Genomic DNA, 25,646 nt, shown 5'->3' with positions numbered 1-25,646 from the left:
GAAGCGCGGATGAGCGAGTAGCCGCTGCAAACAAGCACGCCCAATGAGCTTGCATGGAGCAGTCATTTGAGCAGGGCAAGGAACTTGTCGAAGGGGGCGCCGCCGGAGAGGCGATGCCCTTTGTCTCGACCAGAAAACTCGTAAATGAGCGAAATATAACGGGTGCTGATGTAGTTGAAGTTGGCTTACAGGCTATCCGGATCCCCAAAAAACATCTGAATCCGCGACCTCAACCACCGTTCCCCCGGATCGTTATCCTGCGACCCACGCCACGCCATGTGCAGTTCAAACGTGCGCGTCGGCAGCGGCGGATCTTCCGCCCGAACCCCACCCGCAGACGTCAGCGCATCAGCCGTGTAATCCGGCACGGTCGCGACGATGTCGGTTCCGGCCAGCAACGTACTCAAGCCGTTGAACTGCGGCACGGCCAGCACCACGTGGCGTTTGCGGCCGAGTTTTTCCAGTTCTTCATCGATAAAGCCGCTAAGGTCGCCGGCGAACGACACCAGCGCATGGGGGCGGGCGCAGTAGTCGTCCAGGCTCAGCGGCCCCGGCACGGTATCGGCGCGCAGCAGTTTTGGCTGGCTGCGGCGCAAGACCTTGCGCTTGGCGTTGGCCGGCAGGTCGGTGGTGTAGCTGACGCCGATGGAGATTTCGCCGGAGGCGAGCAGGCCGGGCATCAGGATGTAGTTGACGCGGCGCACTACCAGCACGATCCCCGGTGCTTCGGCACGCAGGCGCTTGAGCAGCATGGGCAGCAACGCAAATTCGACGTCGTCCGACAAGCCGATCCGGAATACCGAGGTACTGGTGGCCGGATCGAATTCGGCGGCGCGGCTGACCGCTGTCGAAATCGAGTCCAGGGCAGGCGAGAGCAGGGCGAAGATTTCCACCGCACGGGCGGACGGTTCCATGCTGCGCCCGGTACGTACAAACAGCGGATCGTCGAACAGACCGCGCAGGCGCGAAAGCGCCGCGCTGATCGCCGGCTGGCCGAGAAACAGCTTTTCCGCCGCGCGGGTCACGCTGCGTTCGTGCATCAGGGTTTCGAATACGATCAACAGGTTCAGGTCGACACGACGCAGGTCATTACGATTCATCTGGAGTCCTGGCAGAGTCATCAAGCTTGACGAGAGCGACCATATGAGAACAATGGCCGGCATGAATCTTACGGGGAAAGGCTGGTACTCTGCACCGGGTAATTCAGCTTTACTGAGAAGGATGCAGCAGTTTTTTCATGGATTTGCTCAATGCTGGCCATACTGCGGAATCAATGACAGGCATGTCGACTATTAATAGCCACTGATAGTCTTGGCTGGAAAGCCCAGATAGAGTTCAGGGCATTAGAGGTTACTTTGACGAGGTTTGCGATGTCCCGCACGATCCGTTTTCACAAGTTTGGTCCGGCCGAGGTGCTCAAATGCGAAGAGCATGCGGCCGCTCAGCCAGGTCCTGGCGAAGTGCAGGTGCGTGTCGAGGCGATCGGCATCAGCTGGTATGACACGCTCTGGCGTCAGAACCTGGCGTCGTCGCAGGCTCGCCTGCCTTCGGGCCTGGGCCATGAAATGGCGGGTGTGGTCACAGCCATTGGCGATGGTGTCGAAGACCTGATCGTCGGTGACAAGGTGGCCAGCTTCCCGGCCGAGAGCCCCAATGACTATCCGGTCTACGGCGAACTCATCGTTCTGCCACGTACCGCGCTTACCCGTTATCCGGACGTGCTGACCCCGATCGAGGCGAGCGTGCATTACACGCCGCTGTTGATCGCCTATTTCGGTTACGTCGATCTGGCGCGTGTCAAACCCGGGCAGTTTGCCCTGGTCACCGACGCCAGTCATTGCGCCGGTCCATCGTTTGTCCAGCTGGGCAAGGCGCTGGGTGTGCGCGTGATTGCCGCCACGAAAACCGCTGAAGAGCGCGAATACCTGCTGTCCCTCGGTGCCGAGAAAGTCATTGTCACCGAAGAAGAAGACCTGTTGATGCGGATCAACAAGATCACCGACAACCGCGGCGTCAACGTCGTGTTCGACGGTCTCGGCGGCCCGCAGATGTCGCTGCTGGGCGATGTACTGGCACCTCGCGGCAGTCTGGTGTTGTATGGTCTGCAAGGTGGCAACCAGACGCCATTTCCGGCGTGCGCAGCGTTCCAGAAGAACATTCAGTTCTTCGTGCACTGCATCGGCAACTTCACCGGCAAGCCGGAACTGGGCATCGTCCAGGATCACGTCGCGCTGCAACGTGCCCTGCGTGACATCAACCAGCTGACGGCCGACCGCGTGCTGGTTCCGCTCAAGACCCGGGTCTTCCCGTTCAACGAGTTTGTCGAAGCACACCGCTACATGGACGAATGCCCTTGCCGTGAGCGAGTCGCCCTGCAAGTCGAACCTGCCTGACTTTTGTGATCAGAGTCCGTGGCCCCACGGACTCTTGTGCGTTCCATCCTTCAGACCATGAGAAACCCTGGGCGCGATGCCTGGGGACGTTCAGCAACTGAACTGGTTTTTACTCTTGATCTGTATCTTCTAATCGCCATTCAGACCCTGATAATTGAATGACTACTTTCATCTCAAGGAATGAGCTATGGCTGTGCATTCTGTTTACTTTTCGCAATACCGGGCAATAGTGGCTGGCCGATGTTTCAGACTCTGTTTAATTGCTGTAGGGCGTCCCAGTAATCCCTTCTTTTTTTCTTGTGCTCATCATGTGCAAGCCATTGTAAGAATTTTCCTAGGAAAACTTCAGTGTCGAGAAAAGCCTGTAAAGACGCGGGCTTGCGGCGTGTGGTTGGTGAATTTCAATTGTTGTCGGCTCAACTGTTTCAAATAACTACAAAACCTTAAGTGTTAGCATTTCAGCGTCTATTAATTAATGAAGAGTGATTGCGTATCCGGCGTTCGTGGCTGCGCAATATAAAACCTTTGATATCGGGTGAAGTACTGATGAGCACGATCCATGACCAGGCAATGAACTATGTCTACCAGCAAGTATTGCAACGATTGCTGAGTTTCTTTTCCCGTGCCGAACGCACGGCATTGCAGCTGTTGATTCAGCGATTGGCGGTAGCCGCCGGGGGCATGGATCGTATCGGTGAATTCAAGGTGCTGGTCACGCAATCGGGCACTCGTGAATGCTGCTACAGCCTGGCGCTGTTGCGTGCTGCGCAACTGAGTATCGCCGGACGGGCTCCGGGCACTTTTCAGTTACGAGTGGCGACCCTGCGTGGTTGCGCCACTCCGGCGTCGGCATTGCACAACATGCATCGCAGCTTCAGCGCCCTGTTTCTGTATGACGACCCAAGGGTCGAACTGCTGATGATCGACAACCGGGAGGTCTTGCCTTTCAATCATCAGGAGCCCCTTTCCGACGATGGGCGCGAGGCGAACCGCATCAATTTGCTGATGGTTGGCCACCGCCGCTGCTGGAGCGAGAGCTTGGAGCTTTGGGACGATGCGTACCTGGCTACGGCCGAGTTCTACGGACAGGTCGCCCGGTGGAGCAATGGTGTCGATGCACTGGTCAGCAGCGACTCAGTTCGCCGTCAGGCGCACTTCCTGCAAGGGCTGGATCGTGCAGCGCAAAAGGCCGGCATCGGCGCGCTGCCGAAGCGAACTGGCGGGTTCGATGAGTTGTTCGATGTGCTGGACGGTATGGGAGGAGACTGTTACCGGGAACTCCGTGCACCGGACGACCTGCCGCCGTGGCGGCCGCTCGGCCAGTTCGAAGCCTGCCGACGCACCAGTTATATCGGCATCGATGACATCGTGGTGGGCAAGATGGAGGAGCGGTGGCCTTTGCTCAGCGATTTTCTCGGGTTTCAGACTGACGAGCTGCTGCTCGAACCGGGTACCGGTGAGTCGACGGATCCCTTGATCGCTGCCTACCTGAGCGGTCTCCAGGCTTGCTGCATCGAGGGTCGCAATTACGAAAGTGGCGTATCCGAATACCTGCAGCGTTGCCTCGCATTCATGCGCCGCCAGGACGTTCCGGAGCAAACCTGCGAGCGCTTCATGGCGACATTCGGCACCCTGACAGATCCAGGCGAGCATCGATCACTGGCCGCCACCGCCTTGCAAAAGAATTTCGGGCTCAATGAAGCGCAACTGGTCTGTCTGCTGTTTGCGCCTTTCATCGAGAGTGGCGCAGGACTCGAACGTTTTCTGCGAACCTGCCATCCCGGCATGCTGGTGGCCATGCCGGACCTGCATCGCGCGATGCAGGGGTTGCACGCTCCTGAGCAGGTTTTGCAATGGATGACCGATGTCAGCGGCTTGCCCGTGCAACTGATCAGCCGGTTGTATTCCATGGCGCCCGTCCAAGTGACTGACCAGGCGACGCAGGCCCCGGACCCTGTCGACAATGGGGTTGCCGCAGGCGACCGTTCGGCGGAAGGTTGAGCGTGAGTCTCGCGCCCGATCGCCAAAGAATGCCGGACGCCCGTTCATGAATGCCTCGCGTGAAACCGATTTCGCCTATCAGGCTGTCTATCGCTATCTCACTCAACTGATCGATGGGCCAAGCGGCGAGGGTGCGATGCGGCTGCCATCCTTGAGGCAACTGGCCGAACGGTTGAACGTGTCGATTTCGACCATCCAGTACGCCTACGCGCTGCTCGAGAAAGAAGGCCGGGTCTATTCCGTGGCCAAGTCCGGGTACTTCGCACAGCCAACGTCCGCGGTCATGTCGCCGGGTCGAGGCAATGATTTGCTGGAAACCGTCTACGTCAACGCCAGGTGTTTCGGCATGCGCGTATTGAGCGCCGACGACCCGGCATCGATCCAGCCGCTGGACAGCCCGTTGCTGATGCTCGAACGGGAGCTGATGCGGCAATACCCTCGGCAATCACAGGTCTCGGCCCAGCCGTGCGGAGAGCTTGAGCTACGCATGCTGCTGGCGGCTCGCTATACCTCGTCGCCGACTCATTGCTGGCACGCCGAGGACGTCTATATCGGCGCTGATGTGAGAGGGGTGCTGGAGATCCTGATCGCTGTCCTTGAGCTGCGTAACGCAACGGTGGTGGTTGAATCACCCTGTGACTGGATGGTGTTGCGCCTGTTCCAGTCTGCCGATGTGAGGGTCATCGAGCTGCCGGTGCAACCTGGCGGGGAGCTTGATCCACGGCACTTGAAAATGTTGCTGGAAACCGAGCCGGTTCGACTGATCCTGCTGTCTTCTGTGTTGAACATGCCCTGTGGCAGTCTGACACCTGAGGATAATCGCGAAGCCATCGTGCAGTTGCTCAGGAATCATGGAACCTGGGTGCTGGAAAACGACAGTTACAGCGAGCTGGGTGACGACTGTGAACGTCGGCCTCTGCGGGATTTGCTGGACCCGGATCGTCTCCTGGTGTTTTCCACCTTCGAAAAGGTGATCGGTGTCGAAGCGCCTTACGGCTTTGTACTGGCTCGCCAGTGGCGTACCGACTTGCAACGGCACTTTCTGCTGCGCTCGTTCCGACTTTCGCCGATTCGCCAGAAGGCCATTGCCCGACTGTATGCCAGTGGTCGGGTCGATCAGCACCTCCCGGTGTTGAAGCGCCTGCTCAAGGAGCGTCGTACCCGGTTGATCGAGTTGCTGCGCGAAGGCCTGGGCGACGCGCTGCACATCGATGAGCCGCAGGGCGGCGCGACGGTCTGGGTGCGCTCGTCGCGCCGAATAGTGATGGGCGCCGTGTTCCAGCGCTTGCTCAAGCAACACGTGTTGATCGCACCGGGCGAACTGTTCAGCGCACAAGGCATGCATGGGCAATACATGCGACTGAGTGCGACAGCCAGCAACGGGCCTGAACTGGAAGGCGTCGTCGGTTTGATCGGCGATGCGTTGCGACTGGCACCCGATGGCTGAGCTGTTAAAAAACATCGGGGACGCACTGGATAGATCCCATCGCACTACGGTCAAACTGCCAGTAAACTCCGCTGTAATTTCCTGAACCACTCTATTTCAGAGGTTTTGCATGACACTCAGTCCTTTTGCGGGCAAACCGGCACCGGCAGAGTTGTTGGTCGACATCCCGCGACTGGTAACGGCGTATTACACCGGTCAACCCGACGCCTCGATTTCCACCCAGCGTGTAGCGTTTGGTACTTCCGGACATCGTGGCAGCTCCTTCGACTTGAGTTTCAACGAGTGGCACGTTCTGGCCATCAGCCAGGCGATCTGCCTGTACCGCGAAGCCCAGGGCATCACCGGTCCGCTGTTTGTCGGCATCGATACTCACGCGCTGTCCACACCGGCCGGGGCCAGTGCCCTGGAAGTGCTGGCAGCCAACGGCGTGACCGTAATGATCGCCGAAGGCGACGAATACACCCCGACGCCGGCCGTGTCTCACGCCATTCTTTGCTACAACCGCGGCCGCACCACCGGCCTGGCTGACGGCATCGTCATCACGCCGTCGCACAACCCGCCACAAAGCGGGGGCTACAAATACAATCCAACCAACGGTGGCCCGGCCGACACTCACATCACCAAGTGGATCGAAGCCAAGGCCAACGAGCTGCTGGCGAACAAACTGGCTGGCGTAAAACGCATCGGTTACGAACAGGCGCTCAAAGCCCCGACCACGCACCGCCACGATTATGTCAACACCTACGTTGCCGACCTGATCAACGTCATCGACTTCGATGCCATCCGTGGCGCCAAACTGCGTCTGGGTGTTGATCCATTGGGCGGAGCAGGGGTGCGCTACTGGTCGGCCATCGCCGAGCACTATCGTCTGGACCTCGATGTGGTGAACAAGGAAGTCGATTCGACATTCCGCTTCATGACCGTCGACTGGGATGGCCAGATCCGCATGGACCCATCGTCCAGCCACGCCATGCAAGGTCTGATCGGCCTCAAGGAACGCTTCGACGTCGCGTTCGCCTGCGATCCGGACCACGACCGTCACGGCATCGTTACTCCGTCCGGCGGCCTGCTGGCGCCGAACAACTACCTGGCCGTGTCGATCGACTACCTGTTCCAGAACCGTCCGCAATGGCGCGCCGATGCGGCCGTGGGCAAAACCGTGGTCAGCAGCGGTCTGATCGATCGTGTGGCCAAGCGTCTGGGCCGTCGTCTGTACGAAGTGCCGGTCGGCTTCAAGTGGTTTGCCGACGGTCTGTTCGACGGCTCGCTCGGTTTCGGCGGTGAGGAAAGCGCCGGTGCATCGTTCCTGCGCAAGGACGGCGGCGTCTGGAGCACCGACAAGGACGGTCTGATCCCGGCGCTGCTGGCTGCTGAAATGACTGCCCGCACCGGTCGCGACCCAAGCCAGGCCTATCGTGCACTGACCGAAGAGCTGGGCGAGCCGTTCTCGGTACGTGTCGACGCCAAGGCCAACCCTGAGCAGAAAGCCCTGCTGAGCAAGTTGTCGCCGGAGCAGGTAACCTCGACCGAACTGGCGGGCGAGAAGATCCAGAGCATTCTCAGCAAGGCACCGGGTAACGATCAGGCCATCGGTGGTCTGAAAGTCATGACCGAGAACGGCTGGTTCGCCGCGCGTCCTTCGGGCACCGAGGATATCTACAAGATCTACGCCGAGAGCTTCATCGGCGACGACCACCTCAAGCAACTGGTGGCTGAAGCGCAAACCCTGGTCGATGGTGCAATTTCCACCAAGTGATCACGGCCGAATAGAAAAGGGCGACCAAGAGGTCGCCCTTTTTTTTCCCGCAATCCAGCCGATCAGGCCAGATCCACCAACACGATTTCACTGTCTTCAATGGCCGTGACGGTCAGCACCGGCTCCTGGCTCACCGCGACACCGTCTCGAGCTTGTGCACGCAAGCCGTTGACTTCAATCACACCGGTGGCCGGTACGAGATAAGCGCGACGTCCGGCATCGAGTCGATACTCGGCAGTTTCCCCGGCCTTGATGGTGGCCGCCACCAGTCGTGCGTTGGCGCGAATCCGCAGGCTTTCATCGTCACCGTCCTTGCCGCTGGCGAGCGTCACGAAACCTTCGCGCCCACCTTTGGGGAACGGTTTGGCGCCCCAGGATGGTGGTGCACCGGTTTCGGTCGGCAAAATCCAGATCTGGAAAATCTTGGTCGGAGTCGCTTCCAGGTTGTATTCACTGTGGGCGATTCCGGTGCCAGCGCTCATCACCTGAACGTCGCCTGCTTCAGTGCGACCCTTGTTGCCCAGGTTGTCCTGGTGGGTAATCGCACCTTCACGCACATAGGTGATGATTTCCATGTCCCGATGCGGGTGAGTGGGGAAACCGGTGCCCGGGGCGATGATGTCATCGTTCCACACCCGCAGGTTGCCCCAGCTCATGCGCTGTGGATCGTAGTACTCGGCGAACGAAAAATGGTGATGGGCATCCAGCCAGCCGTGATGGGCGCCGCCCAGCGAGCTGAAGGGTCTGAGTTCAAGCATGATCTTCTCCTCAAAAGGTTCGTCATGGGGCGTTTCGGCCGCAGCCACGAAGCGAGACCGGTGATTGATGGCGAGCATCATCTATCAACCAATAATCGAGAAAAAGCGTAAAAAGTGCTGCATTCCCATCGAATTGACTGATGTTATAAATCTCGAAACGCTCTCATGCAGCCTTCAGTTCATCGCCTAACTCAATGACCCGTAAGCATTTCGCTAGAACTCAACGGCAAATGCAGACACCATAGCCCTCAACAGCCTCAGCCTCTGGAGTCCGTCAGCGTGGCGCAACACACCCCCGATCTTCCTCCCGAACTTCGTCCCTTGGCCGAGATGCCGTGGTTCAAACGCCTGGCGGCGCGTTTCCTCGGGCATGGTCTGACGCAATTGCGCGCCCAGCATCGTGCATCGTGGCTGCACGGTCAGGCCGATGGCTTTCGCAGCGGGCACACCGCCGGGTTCGATTACGGCTACAAGGAGGGCAAGGCCGAGGGGCTGGAAGAGGGCCGTCAGGTCCTGTTGATCCGCGACAGCCGCAGCACCGAGCATCGCGCGCCGGGTATCGACAATCACCTGTTCGATGACTGGCGTCTGCCACTGACTGCCGAACTGAAAAAACGCATCAAGGCTGATGTTGCCCGCTTGCTGCCGGCCCACGCCCAGCCGAGTGTGGCGCAATGGAAGATGATCTTCAGTGATACGCCGTCAACGTCGGTGGTCGCCGGGGCTGGCGCCGGCAAATCGACCACGCTGGTGTTACGCATCCTGCTGCTGACGCACTACCTGGGCTTTGAGCTGGATTCGATGACCGTGGTGACGTTCACCCGGGAATCGCGCAAGGACTTCATCAGCAAACTGATCGAGCTGTTTGCCCTCTGGGGTCATTCCCTGAGCCAGAAGACTGCCCGGGATCTGGTGCGCACCTTCCATTCGCGGATTCTGCCGATGGTGCGCAGCCTGCCGGGCTTCGAGCGTTTGCAGGCGTTTGAAAACCTCAGTCTGCGGCCACAGGGCGGGGACGATGACGTCGACAGCAATCCGTTCGATCTGCGGATCAACGACGCCCAGCGCCAGCAGCTCAACGCCTGCTACCACCGGCTCTACACCGAGGACGAGCGTTTTCGGCAATTGATCCAGCCACTGTCCCGGCATGCCCTGCAGCTCAAGGAGCTGGAGCGCGATCACCCGGACGTGCAAAAGCGCATGGCGGTGACCGAACTGGCGGCCAAGCGTGACGAAGAACTGTGCGATGTGATCGAGGATCTGTGGTTTCGCGCCGGTGCCTGGCCGATCAAGGGGGTCGAGCCGAATCGTCAGGCTTTCGAGATCAACGGCTCGACCTTTCACTGCCATGGCTATATCCCGAGTCTCGATGCCTGGGTCGTTTTGGGCTTTGATCCGAGAGAAAACCCGCAAGTCTGCCGTCCCAATGCCAAGCTGACGGTCCGCGCAGAATGGGCGGTGAAGCGCACCTTGTTTCAAGCATTCTGTCGTAAACCATTGATCTGGATAGATAGTTACGAGTCATCAAGACGCGTTTTGGCCACGTTGGCCGGTGATGCCAGTGCGGGTCCCGGCTTCGATTACAAGGTCAAGGGAGAGCTCGCGTCCGCGCCGTTGCTGGATTGTTTTGTCGCTGCCGCCGGATTTATCGAGAACCTGGGCCTGGATGTACCGGACGCCGTTGGCCGCATGAGTTTCGCCAAGGATGATCCGGACCGGTTTTTCTTCGAGGCACTGAGCCTGTTCTGGCGCGCACTGGAAGATCACTTGCTCGATCAGAAGCCGCCAGTCATGACCTACAACCGCATGTTCGCGCTGTTCAGCGAGCACTCGCCGGAAAACCTCAAGCTACTGAGCGATGAACTGCTGCGCCCCATGTCACACCTGATGATCGACGAATTTCAGGACGTTTCACCGCAGATCGTCTCGTGGATTCGCGCCAGTCTTGCAGAGATCCGCAGCCGTGGCCCGGCGATGCACGTCGGGCGCGGTGCGCAACGCTCATCCTTGTTGTGCGTGGGCGATGACTGGCAGTCGATCTACGGCTGGCGCGGCAGTTCGCCGAGCTACTTCATGGAGTTCAACAAGGAGTTTTCCTCGCCGAGCACCACGCGGGTGATGCTCAGCGACAACTATCGCAGCCATCAGCACATCATCGACGCGGCCGAGCACATCGTCCGTGCCGCACCGGCGATTCCCGGCAAAAAAGCCAAGGCCAGCGGCAATGAGAAGCCGTTGCAACCGGTCAATGTGCTGGAACGCGATGATCAGGCGCTGGGCCAGCGTTTGGCAGAGCACTACAGAAACGGCGATTCGATCTTGATGCTCTATCGAAAAAGTAGCGATAAATCATTGATAGAGCAGCATATTCAGTCAGTAGTTAATGTTGATTCGAGCTTGCCGTACGAGTCTCGACGCTTGAAACAGCTGACCTATCACAGCGCCAAAGGCTTGCAGGCCGACGCGGTGTTTCTGCTGGGCGACTGCCAGCACCTCACCAGTTCGCCCTACAAGAATCAGGTCTATCGCATGGCCGGGCTGGGCAAGGCCGGTGACAACGAGCCTTACGACACGGCGCAGAAGGACGAAATCCTGCGTCTGGCCTATGTCGGCATTACCCGGGCAGTGAGTCATTGCTATTGGTATGTCGAGCCGCAGGATGCCCAGGCGGTGAACATGCCGCGTGCGTCGGACCGGGTCGCCAAGGGCAAGCCGTTCTTCGTCGATCACCGGCCGGAAAAGAAAACCGCCTGAACCGATCGCCCACAAAAAAAGCCCGCGAGCAGCGGGCCTTTTTATTTTAAAACAATGGTTTAGGCGTAACTTCTAAGAGACTCCGGAGGAACAAAGGCTTCCAGTTCGTCCTCGACGGCTTCGATTATTCGTTCGACATCTGCTGCATTCATTACCGTTGCGCAAGGAATGCCGGCAATGGCGATCATGGTTTCGCCGCTGGCCCGATCGAACAGGCGGGCGATCATGCTGCCCGGTGCGTCCATCGTGGCTTCGAAACCCATGGGATGAAAATGCCAGCGCATCAACTGGCAGGCATTGGGGAACGTGACCTTGCTTGACCCTTTGTTCATGTGTTGCCCGCCTTCTTCATCGAGCGCTTCCGTTTGCTCATGGTAGGTGGGAAGAGCCTTCATTGGCTCAACCAGTGACTGTCCTTAAAAGTAGCATCTGGATGTGAAAAACCTGTGAGAATTTTCAGGCCGTTTGGCGATTGCAGGGATTTTTTTGATGTAAGTCACGGCTGATGAAATTGTCGCCAAAGTGCCACTATGCGCCGCTTGGTTGATGAAGCGCCCGAAGTTGGGCAAGCTCGGTTCTTTTGCCAAGAGTCCCTTATGCACGCCGATGATGACGGCCCGCAGCAGACCCCGGCCACGGCCGAAACAGTCATGCGCTATCACCTGTGCTGGAAACACCGGGACCTGGATGGCGTCATGGCGCTTTACCATCCGGACATTCAGTACAACGATTTTTTCCAGAACCGCGTGCTCGGTCTCGACGAACTGCGCGAGTACGTTCGCGTCAGCATGCCCCGTGAATCCGACGAAGCGCTGGAGCATTGCGACCGGATCCGCATCGACGGCAATACGGCGTTTATTCAATACGAAGTGACCCTGCGTGGCGGCAATGGCCTGGTGTCGTTCCGTTCCAGCGAAGCGATTACCGTCAAGGACGCGAAAATCTGGCGGGTCAACGAATACGCCTCACTGGTGCGCGAGCAGGGCTCCAGTAGCTCGACGCCGAGTCAGCGTCCGGCGGCGAGCCGACTGGGCCTGTCGCCACGCCAGCTGAGTTTCATGGCCGAAGACCTGCAGCAGTATTTCCAGCGTCAGCAGCCGTACCTCGATCCCGAACTGGATCTGCAACGGGTGGCGAAGGAGTGCGGTTACAGCCGCAACCAGATTTCCTATCTGCTGAATCAGGTGCTGGGGCAGAGCTTCTACCGCTACGTGAATCAGGCGCGGCTCCAGCATTTGCTGCAATCGCTGGACAACGCCACGCCGCCGCTGCGCATCGATGAACTGGCGTTCGCCGCCGGGTTCAACTCGATTTCGGCGTTTTATAGCTGTTTCCGCCAGCACACCGGCCAGTCGCCCAAGGCTTATGCCAAACAAATTTCTTTGCGGACACGCGCGCAAGACAGTCCCTGAGGTCAACCACTAGGATCGACGCCATCGAAATCTGGATTGGCGGAGTCTTGCATGCCGGCGTGGCGCACTATCAGTTTGTGGATGGACCAACTCGACGAGCCGCTCACTGCGCGCCCGGCGCTGGAGCAAGACCTTGACGTCGACGTGGCAATCATCGGCGCCGGTTACACCGGGTTATGGACCGCGTACTACCTGAAGAAACACGCGCCGGGCCTGGACATCGCCATTATCGAGGCGCAAACCGCCGGTTTCGGTGCGTCCGGCCGCAACGGTGGCTGGTTGATGGGCAATCTGCTGGGCGAGGATCGCCTGCTGGCGGGCCTGTCGCCACAACAACGCCGCGCCTCATTCGATCTGCTGCACAGCATTCCCGATGAGGTGGAAGTCGTCCTCGAGCGCGAAGGCATCGACTGCGATTACCGCAAGGGCGGGGTGCTTTACTGCGCCGCGCGCTATCCCGAGCAGGAAGCCAGCCTGCGCGAGTATCTGAACAAGCTGCACGCCCAAGGCCTGACCGACGACGATTATCGCTGGCTCAATCCTGAGCAACTGGCGCAGCAGATTCGCGTCGCCAAACCTTATGGCGGCATCTACGCACCCCATGTGGCAACCATTCAGCCGGCAAAACTGGTGCGCGGCCTGGCCCGGACCGTTCAGGGCATGGGCGTGAAGATCTACGAAAACAGTCCCGTGACCCATTGGCAGTCGGGCAGTCTGCGTACCGACAAGGCCAGCGTTCGCAGTCGCTGGATCGTCCCGGCCATCGAAGGTTATTCGGTGACGCTACCGCCGCTGGGTCGTTATCAATTGCCGGTGCAGAGCCTGATTGTCGCCACCGAACCGTTGTCGGCGGCGACCTGGGACGAAATCGGCCTCAACCGTGGCCAGGCGTTCAGTGAGTTCAGCCGTCAAGTCACCTACGGCCAGCGCAGCGCCGACAACCGGCTGATCTTCGGCGCCCGTGGCGGCTACCAGTTCGCTGGCCAGTTGCGCCACAACTTTGATCTGACCCGGGACGAAGTAGAGCTGCGGCGTTATCTGTTCGGCGAGCTGTTCCCGCAACTGAAAAACACCACGATCACCCACGCCTGGGGCGGCAACCTCGGCATGTCGAGGCATTTCAAGCCGCACATGCTCTGCGACCGGGCCAGCGGCATCGCGCTGTCCGGCGGTTATGGCGGGGAGGGCGTCGGTGCTTCCAACCTCGGCGGCCGCACCCTGGCCGATCTGATTCTCGAGCGCGATACCGAACTGGTGCATCAACCCTGGGTGCTGCCGGATGGCGGAATTCACGCGCTGCGGGCCTGGGAGCCGGAACCGTGCCGCTGGCTCGGCTACAACGCGATCATCAAAAGCTTCGTTCACGAAGACCAGACCCTGGCCAACCCGGCAACCGCGCCCTGGCGGCGCAAGCTAGCCAGTCGGGTGGCCGGGTTCATGGAAGGTTTCATGCACTAAACATCGTTCAATTCCAGACAGCCTTCAAGACAGGAAGCGCCATGAGCATCACCCAATTCAAGAATACCGCCACGCTGCAACTGGACGAATCCAACCCGGTGGCCGTGCCGCTCGGCACGCCGGTCGCGGTGGCATCGACCACCAGCGTCGAGCGCGACGACGGCGTCGAAACCGGCGTCTGGGAATGCACCCCCGGGCGCTGGCGGCGGCAGATCACCGCCCAGGAGTTCTGCCACTTCATTTCCGGTCGCTGCACGTTCACCCCGGACGATGGCGGCGAAACCCTGCACATACAAGGGGGCGACGCACTGATGTTGCCGGCCAACACGCTCGGCATCTGGGACATCCAGGAGACCGTGCGCAAGACCTACGTCCTGATTTTCTGATTGCTTGATCCTTTTGATTGCCTGCCAACAACAATAGCCAATACAGGAATCGATCCATGATCCGAAAGACCCTCGCTCTCGCCCCCTTGATGCTCGCCGCTTCCCTTGCTCAGGCAGCGGAAACGGTCAAGGTCTACAACTGGTCCGATTACATTGCGCCGGACACCGCGAAAAACTTTGAAAAGGCCACCGGTCTCGGCGTCACTTACGACGTCTACGACAGCAACGAAACCCTCGACGGCAAGTTAATGACCGGAAAGTCCGGTTACGACGTAGTGTTTCCGTCCAACCATTTCATGGCGCGGCAGATTCAGGGCGGGGCGCTGATGAAGCTCGACAAGAGCCAGTTGCCGAACTGGAAGAACCTCAATCCGGTATTGCTCAAGGCCTTGCAGACCAACGATCCGGGCAACGAACACGGTTTTCCGTATCTGTGGGGCAGCACCGGCATCGGTTACAACGTCGCCAAGGTCAAGGCCGTACTGGGCGATAACGCACCGGTGGATTCCTGGGATCTGATCTTCAAGCCCGAATACATGGAAAAGCTGCAGAAGTGCGGCGTGGCGATCCTCGACAACGGCCCGGAACTGCTGCCGGCAGCGCTGAACTACCTGGGGCTGCCGCATCACAGCAAGAACCCCGAGGACTACAAGAAGGCCGAAGCGCTGCTGATGAAAGTGCGGCCGTATGTCAGCTACTTCCATTCCTCGAAGTACACCAGCGACCTGGCCAACGGCGATATCTGCGTAGCGGTCGGTTTCTCCGGCGACATCCTGCAGGCGGAAAACCGCGCCAAAGAGGCGAAGAACGGCGTCGATATCGGCTATGCGATTCCCAAGGAAGGCGCGGCGATCTGGTTCGACATGGTCGCCATGCCCGCCGACGCCCCGGATGCCAAGGCCGGTTACGCCTTCATGAACTACCTGCTGCAGCCCGACGTCATGGCCGGCATCAGCAACTACGTGCATTACGCCAATGGCAATGAACAGGCCGACAGCCTGATCGACCCGGCCATCAAGAACGACACCAAGGTGTATCCGAGCCCGGAAATGATGGGCAAATTGTTTGCCCTCGAAGCCATGCCGCTGAACATCGACCGGATCCGCACGCGCATCTGGAACAAGATTCGTACCGGTAGCTGAAAAAACTGAAGGAGCGGGTTTTTCCCCGCTCCGTCAGAGGCATATGACGCCCGTTGCATATGTTTATTTGTTTGATGTCACTTCGCTGGCACCGCACTAATAAAGTGCAGGAAAGTGAGACGCGGCTAACAAAAAGTAACTTACCGATATTTAATATTTAAATAAGAAATCGTCAGACAATTAGGCAAACTCACCACACTTACAACATTCTTTCAGCGGCGCGCGCTTTGTTTACGGGACTTTCCCGGAATAGTTCAATTTGATCTCGAAAAATCGCTAGACGACAGATTTCAAATTGTGTCAGGTTTCTTACGCCTTCATTGGGCGAGTGATAGGACAATCTCGCCAGAGGTTGTCGCTATCGGACAAAAACTGTTCCATTGCTAAACAAGGAAGTGTGTTTATGTCGAAAGTAAAAGCTAATGCTATTGATACTGCCGAACAGGCTTTCCAGCTGAACGCGGCGCCACAACCACTGGCAGCGACCAGCTCGGCGTTCAACCAGATCAATAGCTTCAGCCATCAGTACGATCGTGGCGGCAACCTCACGGTCAATGGCAAACCCTCCTTCTCGGTGGATCAAGCCGCCACTCAACTGCTGCGCGACGGTGCCTCCTGGCACGACCTCGACGGCAGCGGCAAGATCGAACTGACCTACACCTTTCTGACCTCCAAGACGGCCAACTTCGGCGGCCTGGGTGTCACCGGTTTCAGTCAGTTCAGCTCCCTGCAAAAAGCCCAGGCGGTGCTCGCCATGCAATCCTGGGCCGATGTCGCCAACGTGACCTTTACCGAAGCAGCCAAGGGTGGCGACGGCCACATGACCTTCGGTAACTACAGCGGCGGTCAGGAAGGCGCAGCGGCATTCGCTTTCCTGCCAGGCACCGAGCCAGGCTACGACGGTCAGTCCTGGTACCTGACCGGCAGTGGATACGATGTCAACAAAAACCCGGGCGTGAACAATTACGGGCGTCAGACGCTGACCCACGAAATCGGCCACACCCTGGGCCTGTCTCACCCTGGCGACTACAACGCCGGCACTGGCAACCCGACCTACAATGATGCTTCCTACGGGCAAGATACCCGCGGCTACAGCCTCATGAGTTACTGGAGTGAAAGCAACACCAGCCAGAACTTCAGCAAGGGCGGCGTCGAAGCCTATGCTTCGGGTCCGTTGATGGACGATATCGCTGCGATCCAGAAGCTCTACGGCGCGAACATGTCCACGCGTACCGGTGACACCACCTACGGCTTCAACTCCAACGCAGGTCGCGATTTCCTCAGCGCGACTTCATCGTCGGACAAGCTGGTGTTCTCGGTGTGGGATGCGGGCGGCAAGGACACCTTCGACTTCTCGGGTTTCACCCAGAACCAGAAGATCAACCTCAATGAAGCCTCGTTCTCCGACGTTGGCGGCCTGGTGGGCAACGTGTCCATTGCCAAGGGCGTCACCATCGAGAACGCCATCGGTGGTTCGGGCAACGACCTGATCATCGGCAACAGCGCAGCCAACGAACTCAAGGGCGGTGCCGGCAACGACATCATCTGGGGCGGCGGCGGTGCCGACAAGCTGTGGGGCGGTTCGGGTTCGGACACCTTCGTGTTCGCGGCCAGCTCCGACTCCAAGCCGGGTGCGATCGATCAGATCCTCGACTTTGCCAGCGGTCTGGACAAAATCGACCTGACCGGTATCACCAAAGGTGCGGGCCTGCACTTCGTCAGCGCTTTCACCGGTGCAGCGGGCGATGCCATCCTGACCACCTCGGGCGGCAACAGCCTGCTGTCGGTGGACTTCTCCGGGCACGGCGTGGCGGACTTCCAGGTCAGCACCGTTGGCCAGGCGGCGATCAGCGACATCGTAGCGTGATGTAAAAAAGGAAAGCGGCGCGTGATGCGCCGCTTTCTTTACTTGCATCACTTTGGCCGGTAAGCAAGGCTACACGCCGGAGTGAAATTTCCCATGATCCAATTCGCTTTTACCCGCAAAGCGGCAGCGTATCTGTTGCCGATGCTGATGATGATTTCTGGAGAAACAACCATGGCAAGCAGCCTCAGACTCGAAGACCCATCGGTATTTGCCGGGCAGTGGCAAGCCACCCTGACCGCTCGCAATGACGCTCCCGAAGCGCAGGCGCTGCAAGACAAACCGTCGAACACCTGCCAGATCGACCTCGAAGCCAACCAGACCCTGGGCAAGGGCGCCGATTGCCTGAGCGCGTGGCTGCAAGAGAGCGCCATCGGCTGGTTTCCCGACCCGGACGGGCTTTCGATCACCGGCAAGGAAGGCTCAAGAATCCAGTTCTTCAGCCGACAACGTGATGGGCTTTATCTGAGCACTTTGAAGTCAGGCCTGGTGATTACACTCGAACGAGCTGCCAAACAGCCCTGATCACCGGAACCGACTCACAGTTTAAATATAAGGCACCCCGTTACAGTTATAAGCGAGTCTGCAATAACGCTGACGCCAGTTTAAATCGCGAAAGTTGTTATTGAAGTGTAAGCCAATACTGACGGTGTATGTCCCGTCCTCGGTGCGGGCAATTAATTGAAGTCTCGCCAAGCACGGCGGGGAATATCATTTCAGGAATAATCAATGAAGATGGCGAAGGCCCCGGCCACCGCTCCCTTATTCAAGGCGTTGGGTGACTATAAAAGTATTCTGATCAGCGTCGGATGCTTTACCGCACTGATTAACGTGCTGATGCTGGTGCCCTCCATTTATATGCTCCAGGTCTATGACCGAGTGCTGTCTTCGCAAAATGAAACCACGCTGGCGATGCTGTCGTTGATGGTCGTGGGGTTCTTCGCGTTCATCGGCCTGCTGGAGGTGGTGCGCAGCTTCATCGTGATCCGTATCGGCAGCCAGCTGGAGCGCCGTTTCAACCTGCGGGTCTATCAAGCCGCGTTCGAGCGCAACCTGTTCAAGGGCGAGGGCAACGCTGGCCAGTCGCTGGGCGACCTGACCCACATTCGCCAGTTCGTCACCGGGCCTGCGCTGTTCGCGTTCTTCGATGCGCCGTGGTTCCCGGTCTATCTGTTTGTGATTTACCTGTTCAACGTCTGGCTCGGCGTCCTCGCCACGGCTGGCGCGCTGCTGTTGATCGCCCTGGCATGCCTCAACGAATACATGACCAAGAAACCACTGGGCGAAGCCGCCGGTTTCTCGCAGAAGTCCAGCCAGTTGGCCACCAGCCACCTGCACAACGCCGAAACCATTCAGGCAATGGGCATGCTTGGCTCGCTGCGCAAACGCTGGTTCCAGGTGCATTCGCGTTTTCTCGGCCTGCAGAACCAGGCCAGCGACACCGGCGCTGTCATCAGCTCGCTGAGCAAGACCTTGCGCCTGTGCCTGCAATCGCTGGTGCTGGGCCTGGGTGCCTTGCTGGTGATCAAGGGTGACATGACCGCCGGGATGATGATCGCCGGTTCGATCCTGATGGGCCGCGTGCTCAGCCCGATCGATCAGCTGATTGCCGTGTGGAAACAGTGGAGCGGGGCGAAGCTGGCTTACCGCCGTCTCGATTCCCTGCTGCAATCGTTCCCGCCGAGCGACGACGCCATGGCACTGCCGGCACCGAAAGGCCAGATCACTTTCGAACAGGTCAGTGCCGGCCCGCCCGGGCAACGTGCCGCGACCTTGCACATGGTCAATTTCAATCTGGCGGCCGGTGAAGTGCTGGGTGTGCTGGGTGCCTCCGGCTCCGGCAAGTCGACCCTGGCGCGGGTGCTGGTCGGCGTGTGGCCGACCCTCGGCGGCACAGTGCGTCTCGATGGTGCCGACATCCATCGCTGGAACCGTGACCAGCTCGGCCCGTACATCGGCTACCTGCCGCAGGACATCGAACTGTTCAGCGGCACCATCGCCGAGAACATCGCACGCTTCAGCGAGACCGATCCGCAGAAAGTCGTGGCCGCCGCGCAACAGGCCGGGGTTCACGAAATGATCCTGCGCATGCCGCAAGGCTACGACACGCAACTGGGCGAGGACGGCAGCGGTCTGTCCGGCGGCCAGAAACAGCGTGTGGCCCTGGCGCGTGCAATTTACGGCACACCTAGCCTGGTGGTGCTGGATGAGCCGAACTCCAACCTCGACACCGTCGGCGAAGCGGCATTGTCCAGCGCCATCGTGCAACTCAAGGCCCAGGGCACCACGGTGGTGCTGGTGACGCATCGTTCTTCCGTGCTGGCCCAGGCCGACAAATTGTTGGTGCTCAACGATGGTCGCCTGCAAGCCTTCGGTCCGAGCCATGACGTGCTCAAGGCACTGTCCGGCAACCCGCAGCAACAGCCGCAACAACAAACTGAAAAAACCGCGCAGGCACCGGGCGGGCTCAGCATGAGCCGGCAGTACCAGCCCACGACAAGGAATTCGGGTGTATGAGCAGCGCGAGCATGAACACAGAAAACGAAGCCAGCATGGAACACGACTACATCACCGAGCGCCCGGAGCGCGACGCGAAGTTCTTCGCCCGCATGGGCTGGATTCTGGCACTGGCCGGCGCCGGCAGTTTCTTTGCCTGGGCGGCACTGGCGCCGCTGGATCAGGGGATCCCGGTGCAAGGCACGGTGGTGGTATCCGGTAAACGCAAGGCCGTGCAGTCGATGAGCAGCGGTGTGGTCAGCCGGATCCTGGTGCGCGAAGGCGAGATCGTGAAGCAGGGCCAGCCCTTGTTCCGCCTCGACCAGACCCAGGTCGCCGCCGACGTGCAATCGCTGCAGGCCCAGTACCGTATGGCCTGGGCCAGCCTGGCGCGCTGGCAGGCCGAGCGCGATAACCTCAAGCAGGTGACCTTTCCGCCAGAGCTGAGCGACAACGCGGACCCGCGTCTGGCGCTGGTACTGGAAGGTCAGCGGCAACTGTTCAGCAGCCGTCGTGAAGCGTTCTCCCGCGAGCAGGCTGCATTGCGCGCCAGCATCGAAGGCGCCACTTCGCAACTGGCTGGCATGCGCCGCGCCCGTACTGATCTCAATGCTCAGGCCGATTCCCTGCAACAGCAGTTGAGCAACCTGCAACCGCTGGCGGACAACGGCTACATTCCGCGCAACCGCTTGATGGAATACCAGCGTCAGCTGTCACAAGTGCAGCAGCAACTGGCCGAGAACACCGGCGAAAGCGGCCGGGTGGAGCAGGGCATTCTCGAATCGCGCCTGAAACTGCAACAGCATGGCGAGGAATACCAGAAAGAAGTCCGCAGCCAACTGGCCGACGCGCAACTGAAAAGCGTCACCCTGTCCGAGCAACTGACCTCCGCCGGTTTCGACCTGCAACACAGCGAGATTCTTGCGACCTCGGACGGCATCGCCGTCAATCTCGGCGTGCACACCGAAGGTGCCGTGGTGCGTCAGGGCGAGACCCTGCTGGAGATCGTTCCGCAAGGCACGCGCCTGGAAGTGGAAGGGCACCTGCCGATCAACCTGATCGACAAGGTCGGCACGCACCTGCCGGTGGACATCCTCTTCACCGCGTTCAACCAGAGCAAGACCCCGCGCGTTCCCGGCGAAGTCAGCCTGATTTCCGCCGACCAGATGGTCGATGAGAAAACCGGTGCGCCGTATTACGTGTTGCGCAGCAGTGTCAGCGATCAGGCCATGGAGAAGCTCAACGGCCTGGTGATCAAGCCCGGCATGCCGGCGGAAATGTTCGTGCGCACGGGCGAACGTTCACTCCTCAACTACCTGTTCAAACCGCTGCTCGACCGGGCCGGCTCCGCATTGACTGAAGAATAAGGATGTTCGGCTGTATGAATAAGCTTTCCATGCTGGCGGCAGCGTTCGCGCTGCTCGCGGGCAACAGTGCGGTGGCGGCCATGGGGCCGTTCGAAATCTACGAACAGGCATTACGCAACGACCCGGTGTTCCTCGGCGCGATCAAGGAACGCGATGCAGGCCTTGAAAACCGGGCCATTGGCCGCGCCGGGTTGTTGCCGAAAGTCGGTTACAACTACAACAAGGGCCACAACACCTCGAAGGTTACGCAGCTCACCGATCGCGGCAATTTTACTGAAAACCGCAACTACAACAGTTACGGCTCCAACCTGACCCTGCAACAACCGTTGCTCGACTACGAGGCCTACGCCGCGTATCGCAAAGGTGTGGCGCAGTCGCTGTTTGCCGACGAGAACTTCCGGGGCAAGAGCCAGGAACTGCTGGTGCGGGTGCTGGACAACTACACCAAGGCCTTGTTCGCTCAAGATCAGATCGACATCGCCCAGGCCAAGAAGAAGGCGTACGAGCAGCAGTTCCAGCAGAACGAGCACATGTTCAAGCAGGGCGAAGGCACACGGACCGACATTCTCGAAGCCGAGTCGCGCTATGAGCTGGCGACTGCCGAGGAAATCGAGGCCCGCAACGAACAGGATGCGGCGCTGCGTGAACTGGGTGCGCTGGTCGGTGTGCCGGCAGTGGACATCTCTGACCTGGCGCCCCTGGACCAGAACTTCCAGACCTTTGCGTTGATGCCGGCCAACTACGACACCTGGCACGAACTGGCGATCAGCAACAACCCGAACCTGGCGTCACAGCGCCAGGCCGTGGAAGTGGCCCGTTATGAAGTGGAGCGCAACCGTGCCGGGCACCTGCCGAAAGTCAGTGCCTACGCCTCGATGCGCCAGAACGAATCGGAAAGCGGCAACACCTATAACCAGCGCTACGACACCAACACCATCGGCATCGAAGTCAACGTGCCGTTGTACGCCGGTGGCGGCGTCTCGGCCTCGACTCGCCAAGCCAGCCGCAACATGGAGCAGGCGGAATACGAACTGGACGGCAAGACCCGCGAAACCCTGATCGAGCTGCGTCGCCAGTTCAGTGCCTGTCTGTCCGGCGTCAACAAACTGCGCGCCTACCAGAAAGCCCTGACCTCGGCCGAAGCGCTGGTGGTGTCGACCAAACAAAGCATTCTCGGCGGTGAGCGGACCAACCTGGACGCGCTGAACGCCGAACAACAACTATTTACCACCCGCCGCGATCTGGCCCAGGCACGCTATGACTACCTCATGGCCTGGACCAAGTTGCATTACTACGCGGGCACCTTGAGCGAGCAGGATCTGGCTCGGGTGGACGAAGCATTCGGGCAAGGCCCACGGACGCAATAACACCGTAGTTTTTACACCAAACAACAAAAACGAGTGGTGAACATGGACGTACGCTTCAAGCCGGTATCGGTCGGCACCCTGTTGCTCGCAATTTCTGTCAGCCAGGCCCAGGCGCAATACCTGGAGTCTGGCAAACCTGGCGACGCCGCCAGTTGGCGTTCCGCCGAGTTCCTGCGGGACTGGGGACTGGACCGGATGCAGGCCGATCAGGCCTACGCCGCCGGCATCACCGGCAAGGGTGTGAAGATCGGCGCGCTGGATTCCGGTTTCGACGCGGCCCATCCAGAGTTCGCCAGCGACCGTTATCACCCAGTGTTGAGCAGCGGCAGCTACGTCGATGGCTCGCCCTTCAGTGTCAACGGCACGCTCAACCCGAACAACGACTCCCACGGCACTCACGTAGTCGGCACCATGGGCGCCTCCCGCGACGGCACCGGCATGCACGGCGTGGCGTTCAATGCGCAGATCTACGTCGGCAACACCAACAAGAACGACAGTTTCCTGTTCGGCCCCAATCCCGACCCGCGTTACTTCAAAGCGGCGTACGACGCGCTGGCCGATGCAGGTGTACGGGCGATCAACAACAGTTGGGGCAGCCAGCCGCCGGATGTCAGCTATCGAACCCTGGCGGACCTGCACGCCGCTTACGCCCAGCACTGGAACAAGGGCACCTGGCTCGATGCCGCCGCCGATGTTTCGCGCCGTGGTGTGATCAACGTGTTCAGTGCCGGCAACAGCGGCTACCCCAACGCCAGCGTACGCTCGGCACTGCCGTATTTTCAGCCGGATCTGGAAGGCCACTGGCTGGCCGTATCGGGGCTGGATCAAAGCAATCAGCAGAAGTACAACCAGTGCGGCATCGCCAAATACTGGTGCATCACCACACCGGGGGCGAAGATCGACAGCACCGTTCCCGACGGTGGCTACGGGATCAAGTCCGGCACCTCGATGGCCGCGCCCCATGCCACTGGCGCCCTGGCACTGGTGATGGAGCGTTACCCGTACATGAACAACCAGCAGGCGCTGGAAGTGCTGCTGACTACCGCCACCCAACTCGACGGCTCGGTGACCGACGCACCCAACGAGCGGGTCGGCTGGGGTGTGGCCAACCTGAAGCGGGCGATGGGCGGGCCGGGGCAGTTGCTCGGCGCGTTCGACGCAAATCTGGCCACCGGGCAACGCGATGTGTGGAGCAACGACATCTCCGACAAGGCACTGATCCAGCGCCAGGGCGAAGACCTCGCCGAACACAGCGCCTGGCAGCAAACCCTGCAGGACAAGGGCTGGCAGAACGGCGTTCCGGTCGGTGCCAGCCAACAGGACCAGACGGATTACGCCGTCGGCACGGCCCGTGAGGCGGCGGCTGCCAATCGGGTGTATCAGGGCAGCCTGATCAAGTCCGGCGCCGGGCATTTGATCCTGACCGGCGACAGCACCTATCGCGGCCCGACCACGGTCAATGGTGGCCTGCTGAGCGTCAACGGCTCGCTGACGTCGGCGGTCACGGTCAATGACAGCGGCACCCTCGGCGGTTCCGGGCGGATCGGCGCACTGACCGCCAACAGCGGCGGTCGTGTGGCACCGGGCAACTCCATCGGCACCTTGAACGTCGCCGGTGACGTGACCTTCGCACCGGGCTCGACCTACGCGGTGGAGCTGTCACCGACGGCCAGCGACCGCATCGTCGCTGGCGGCACCGCGACCATCAGCGGTGCCACCGTCAGCCTGTCACTGGAAAACAGCCCGACCTTGCTCAGCACCGCCGAAGCGAAAAGCCTGCTCGGTCATCAGTACGACATTCTGCAAGCGGCGGGCGGCATTCAGGGTCAGTTCGGTGCGGTGGTGCCGGATTACCTGTTCATCGGTGGCAGCCTCGCGTCCACCGGTAACGGGATCACACTGAGTGTCGAGCGTAACGCGACGTCTTTTGCCAGCGTTGGCCAGACGCCGAACCAGCGGGCCGTGGCCAGCGCTGTTGAAGGCATGGGCGCTGGCAGCTCCGTGTACGAAAGCCTGTTGTTGTCCGCCACCGCCAGTGATGCACGGCAAGCCTTCCAGCAATTGAGCGGGGAAATCTACCCAGCCCTCGGTTCGGTGCTGATCAACGACAGCCGTCAGTTGCGCGACGCCATCGGCGAACGCCTGCAAGACGCGAACAGCGCCCAAGGCAACGGCTGGGTCAAGGCCCTCGGCGCCTGGGGCACAACCGACTCGCGACACGACACCGCCGGCTACAGCACCTCGATTGGCGGCCTGCTGGCCGGTGTCGACGGTGCGCTGGACGAGCAGACCCGCATCGGTCTGGTCACCGGTTACAGCGACAGTTCGTTGAGCATGGGTTCCGGCACGCATTCTTCGGCCAAGGTCGACAGCTACCACCTCGGCGCCTATGCCGGGCATGACATCGGCGCCTGGCGTTTGAGCACCGGCGCAGCCTACAGCTGGCATCGCGCCGACGTGAAACGGGACCTGCAATACGGCGACGTCAGCGCCAAACAGAAAGCCAAGGTCGATGCCACCACCACTCAGGTATTCGGCGAGGCAGCCTACCGGCTGAACGTGCAACCGCTGGCTCTGGAGCCGTTCGCCAATCTGGCCTACGTGCATCTGGACAGCGACGGTTTCACCGAGAAGGGCGACGCTGCCGCGCTGAAAAGCAGCGGCGACCAGCGTGACGCGGTGCTCAGCACCCTCGGCGTCAGGGCGATCAAGACGATCAACCTGTCGGGCTCGCAGAAACTCGATGTCAGTGGCCGTCTCGGCTGGCAGCACAGCCTCACCGACATCGAATCCGAACAGCATTTGCGCTTCGCCAGCGGCAGCGCGCCGTACAGCGTCGAAAGTTCGCCGCTGGTGCGCGACGCCGCGCTGGTGGGGGTACAGGCCAGCCTGGCCCTGAGCCGCGACGTACGGGTAAACCTTGATTACAACGGACAACTGGCCAGCCGCGAGAAGAGTCACGGCGTCGGCCTGAGCCTGAACTGGCAGTTCTGACTCATCAAGAGATGATCGTTCCCACGCTCCCGCGTGGGAATGCAGCCCGTG

The 25,646-nt window shown here is 60.0% G+C and carries 18 protein-coding genes; 15 read left to right on the top strand and 3 right to left on the bottom strand.

The genetic code is table 11. The annotated features are described in order from the left end of the window. Window positions 1-185 precede the first annotated feature (185 nt). The gene (locus tag CAG02_RS02095) at window positions 186-1,100 is read right to left on the bottom strand and encodes a LysR family transcriptional regulator (protein WP_085709803.1); all 915 of its coding nucleotides are present in this window, start codon (window positions 1,098-1,100) and stop codon (window positions 186-188) included. Window positions 1,101-1,370: 270 nt separating this feature from the next. Between CAG02_RS02095 and CAG02_RS02090 the strand changes: the two genes are divergently transcribed. From CAG02_RS02090 to pgm, 4 genes are all read left to right on the top strand, one after another. After that, window positions 1,371-2,393 carry a zinc-dependent alcohol dehydrogenase family protein gene (locus CAG02_RS02090; protein WP_085709804.1) on the top strand — a complete coding sequence of 341 codons (1,023 nt, stop codon included), beginning with the start codon at window positions 1,371-1,373 and terminating at the stop codon, window positions 2,391-2,393. Window positions 2,394-2,939: 546 nt separating this feature from the next. Further along, entirely contained in the window at window positions 2,940-4,394 is a 1,455-nt protein-coding gene (locus CAG02_RS02085) for a hypothetical protein (protein WP_085709805.1), read from the top strand. A 46-nt stretch (window positions 4,395-4,440) separates the two neighbouring features. Next, window positions 4,441-5,841, top strand: a complete 1,401-nt coding sequence (locus tag CAG02_RS02080) for a PLP-dependent aminotransferase family protein (RefSeq protein WP_085709806.1) — start codon at window positions 4,441-4,443, stop codon at window positions 5,839-5,841. Window positions 5,842-5,950: 109 nt separating this feature from the next. Continuing rightward, entirely contained in the window at window positions 5,951-7,597 is a 1,647-nt protein-coding gene (gene pgm / locus CAG02_RS02075; protein ID WP_085709807.1) for a phosphoglucomutase (alpha-D-glucose-1,6-bisphosphate-dependent), read from the top strand. Between the two features lie 62 nt (window positions 7,598-7,659). Here pgm and CAG02_RS02070 read toward each other — a convergent pair whose 3' ends face one another. Continuing rightward, a complete protein-coding gene (locus tag CAG02_RS02070) occupies window positions 7,660-8,355 on the bottom strand; it encodes a pirin family protein (RefSeq protein ID WP_085710172.1) in 696 nt (231 codons plus the stop codon). A gap of 279 nt (window positions 8,356-8,634) precedes the next feature. On the opposite strand from CAG02_RS02070, the gene CAG02_RS02065 reads away from it, so the two are divergent. Next, complete coding sequence (locus CAG02_RS02065; RefSeq protein ID WP_085709808.1) at window positions 8,635-11,109, top strand: UvrD-helicase domain-containing protein; 2,475 nt, start codon at window positions 8,635-8,637, stop codon at window positions 11,107-11,109. A 59-nt stretch (window positions 11,110-11,168) separates the two neighbouring features. Here CAG02_RS02065 and CAG02_RS02060 read toward each other — a convergent pair whose 3' ends face one another. Next, window positions 11,169-11,441: a DUF1652 domain-containing protein gene (locus CAG02_RS02060; protein WP_038367758.1), complete on the bottom strand. Its 273-nt coding sequence runs from the start codon at window positions 11,439-11,441 to the stop codon at window positions 11,169-11,171. Between the two features lie 264 nt (window positions 11,442-11,705). On the opposite strand from CAG02_RS02060, the gene CAG02_RS02055 reads away from it, so the two are divergent. From CAG02_RS02055 to CAG02_RS02010, 10 genes are all read left to right on the top strand, one after another. Continuing rightward, complete coding sequence (locus tag CAG02_RS02055) at window positions 11,706-12,521, top strand: AraC family transcriptional regulator (RefSeq protein WP_085709809.1); 816 nt, start codon at window positions 11,706-11,708, stop codon at window positions 12,519-12,521. A 51-nt stretch (window positions 12,522-12,572) separates the two neighbouring features. Beyond that, window positions 12,573-13,979, top strand: a complete 1,407-nt coding sequence (locus tag CAG02_RS02050) for an FAD-binding oxidoreductase (RefSeq protein WP_085709810.1) — start codon at window positions 12,573-12,575, stop codon at window positions 13,977-13,979. Between the two features lie 41 nt (window positions 13,980-14,020). Further along, window positions 14,021-14,365, top strand: coding sequence for a cupin domain-containing protein (locus CAG02_RS02045; RefSeq protein ID WP_085709811.1), 345 nt, complete (start codon window positions 14,021-14,023; stop codon window positions 14,363-14,365). A gap of 56 nt (window positions 14,366-14,421) precedes the next feature. Beyond that, window positions 14,422-15,507: a polyamine ABC transporter substrate-binding protein gene (locus CAG02_RS02040; protein ID WP_085709812.1), complete on the top strand. Its 1,086-nt coding sequence runs from the start codon at window positions 14,422-14,424 to the stop codon at window positions 15,505-15,507. 403 nt (window positions 15,508-15,910) lie between these two features. Continuing rightward, complete coding sequence (locus tag CAG02_RS02035) at window positions 15,911-17,374, top strand: serralysin family metalloprotease (RefSeq protein WP_085709813.1); 1,464 nt, start codon at window positions 15,911-15,913, stop codon at window positions 17,372-17,374. A gap of 93 nt (window positions 17,375-17,467) precedes the next feature. Beyond that, window positions 17,468-17,896 (top strand): AprI/Inh family metalloprotease inhibitor, encoded by a 429-nt coding sequence (locus tag CAG02_RS02030; protein ID WP_170931555.1) that lies wholly within the window; start codon window positions 17,468-17,470, stop codon window positions 17,894-17,896. A gap of 204 nt (window positions 17,897-18,100) precedes the next feature. Beyond that, window positions 18,101-19,888 (top strand): type I secretion system permease/ATPase, encoded by a 1,788-nt coding sequence (locus tag CAG02_RS02025; RefSeq protein ID WP_085709814.1) that lies wholly within the window; start codon window positions 18,101-18,103, stop codon window positions 19,886-19,888. Next, the gene (locus CAG02_RS02020) at window positions 19,885-21,234 is read left to right on the top strand and encodes an HlyD family type I secretion periplasmic adaptor subunit (RefSeq protein ID WP_085709815.1); all 1,350 of its coding nucleotides are present in this window, start codon (window positions 19,885-19,887) and stop codon (window positions 21,232-21,234) included. Before CAG02_RS02025 ends, CAG02_RS02020 begins: the two co-directional genes overlap by 4 nt. Window positions 21,235-21,236: 2 nt before the next feature. Next, entirely contained in the window at window positions 21,237-22,601 is a 1,365-nt protein-coding gene (locus tag CAG02_RS02015; protein ID WP_085709816.1) for a TolC family outer membrane protein, read from the top strand. Between the two features lie 42 nt (window positions 22,602-22,643). After that, window positions 22,644-25,595, top strand: coding sequence for an autotransporter serine protease (locus tag CAG02_RS02010; protein WP_085709817.1), 2,952 nt, complete (start codon window positions 22,644-22,646; stop codon window positions 25,593-25,595). Window positions 25,596-25,646 lie beyond the last annotated feature (51 nt).

Source organism: Pseudomonas sp. R43(2017), from assembly GCF_002112345.1.
Lineage (GTDB): Bacteria > Pseudomonadota > Gammaproteobacteria > Pseudomonadales > Pseudomonadaceae > Aquipseudomonas > Aquipseudomonas kribbensis.
Note: the sequence above shows the minus strand (reverse complement) of the source record. Positions and strands in the feature narration are given on the sequence as shown.

Bases quoted from the DNA above. Each gene is read 5' to 3' on its own strand.
- CAG02_RS02090 (WP_085709804.1), top strand. From the start codon at position 1,371: ATGTCCCGCACGATCCGTTTTCACAAGTTTGGTCCGGCCGAGGTGCTC.
- CAG02_RS02015 (WP_085709816.1), top strand. From the start codon at position 21,237: ATGTTCGGCTGTATGAATAAGCTTTCCATGCTGGCGGCAGCGTTCGCG.
- CAG02_RS02050 (WP_085709810.1), top strand. From the start codon at position 12,573: ATGCCGGCGTGGCGCACTATCAGTTTGTGGATGGACCAACTCGACGAG.
- CAG02_RS02095 (WP_085709803.1), bottom strand. From the start codon at position 1,100: ATGAATCGTAATGACCTGCGTCGTGTCGACCTGAACCTGTTGATCGTA.
- CAG02_RS02045 (WP_085709811.1), top strand. From the start codon at position 14,021: ATGAGCATCACCCAATTCAAGAATACCGCCACGCTGCAACTGGACGAA.
- CAG02_RS02070 (WP_085710172.1), bottom strand. From the start codon at position 8,355: ATGCTTGAACTCAGACCCTTCAGCTCGCTGGGCGGCGCCCATCACGGC.
- CAG02_RS02060 (WP_038367758.1), bottom strand. From the start codon at position 11,441: ATGAACAAAGGGTCAAGCAAGGTCACGTTCCCCAATGCCTGCCAGTTG.
- CAG02_RS02055 (WP_085709809.1), top strand. From the start codon at position 11,706: ATGCACGCCGATGATGACGGCCCGCAGCAGACCCCGGCCACGGCCGAA.
- CAG02_RS02035 (WP_085709813.1), top strand. From the start codon at position 15,911: ATGTCGAAAGTAAAAGCTAATGCTATTGATACTGCCGAACAGGCTTTC.
- CAG02_RS02080 (WP_085709806.1), top strand. From the start codon at position 4,441: ATGAATGCCTCGCGTGAAACCGATTTCGCCTATCAGGCTGTCTATCGC.
- CAG02_RS02030 (WP_170931555.1), top strand. From the start codon at position 17,468: ATGATCCAATTCGCTTTTACCCGCAAAGCGGCAGCGTATCTGTTGCCG.
- pgm (WP_085709807.1), top strand. From the start codon at position 5,951: ATGACACTCAGTCCTTTTGCGGGCAAACCGGCACCGGCAGAGTTGTTG.
- CAG02_RS02010 (WP_085709817.1), top strand. From the start codon at position 22,644: ATGGACGTACGCTTCAAGCCGGTATCGGTCGGCACCCTGTTGCTCGCA.
- CAG02_RS02020 (WP_085709815.1), top strand. From the start codon at position 19,885: ATGAGCAGCGCGAGCATGAACACAGAAAACGAAGCCAGCATGGAACAC.
- CAG02_RS02025 (WP_085709814.1), top strand. From the start codon at position 18,101: ATGAAGATGGCGAAGGCCCCGGCCACCGCTCCCTTATTCAAGGCGTTG.
- CAG02_RS02040 (WP_085709812.1), top strand. From the start codon at position 14,422: ATGATCCGAAAGACCCTCGCTCTCGCCCCCTTGATGCTCGCCGCTTCC.
- CAG02_RS02085 (WP_085709805.1), top strand. From the start codon at position 2,940: ATGAGCACGATCCATGACCAGGCAATGAACTATGTCTACCAGCAAGTA.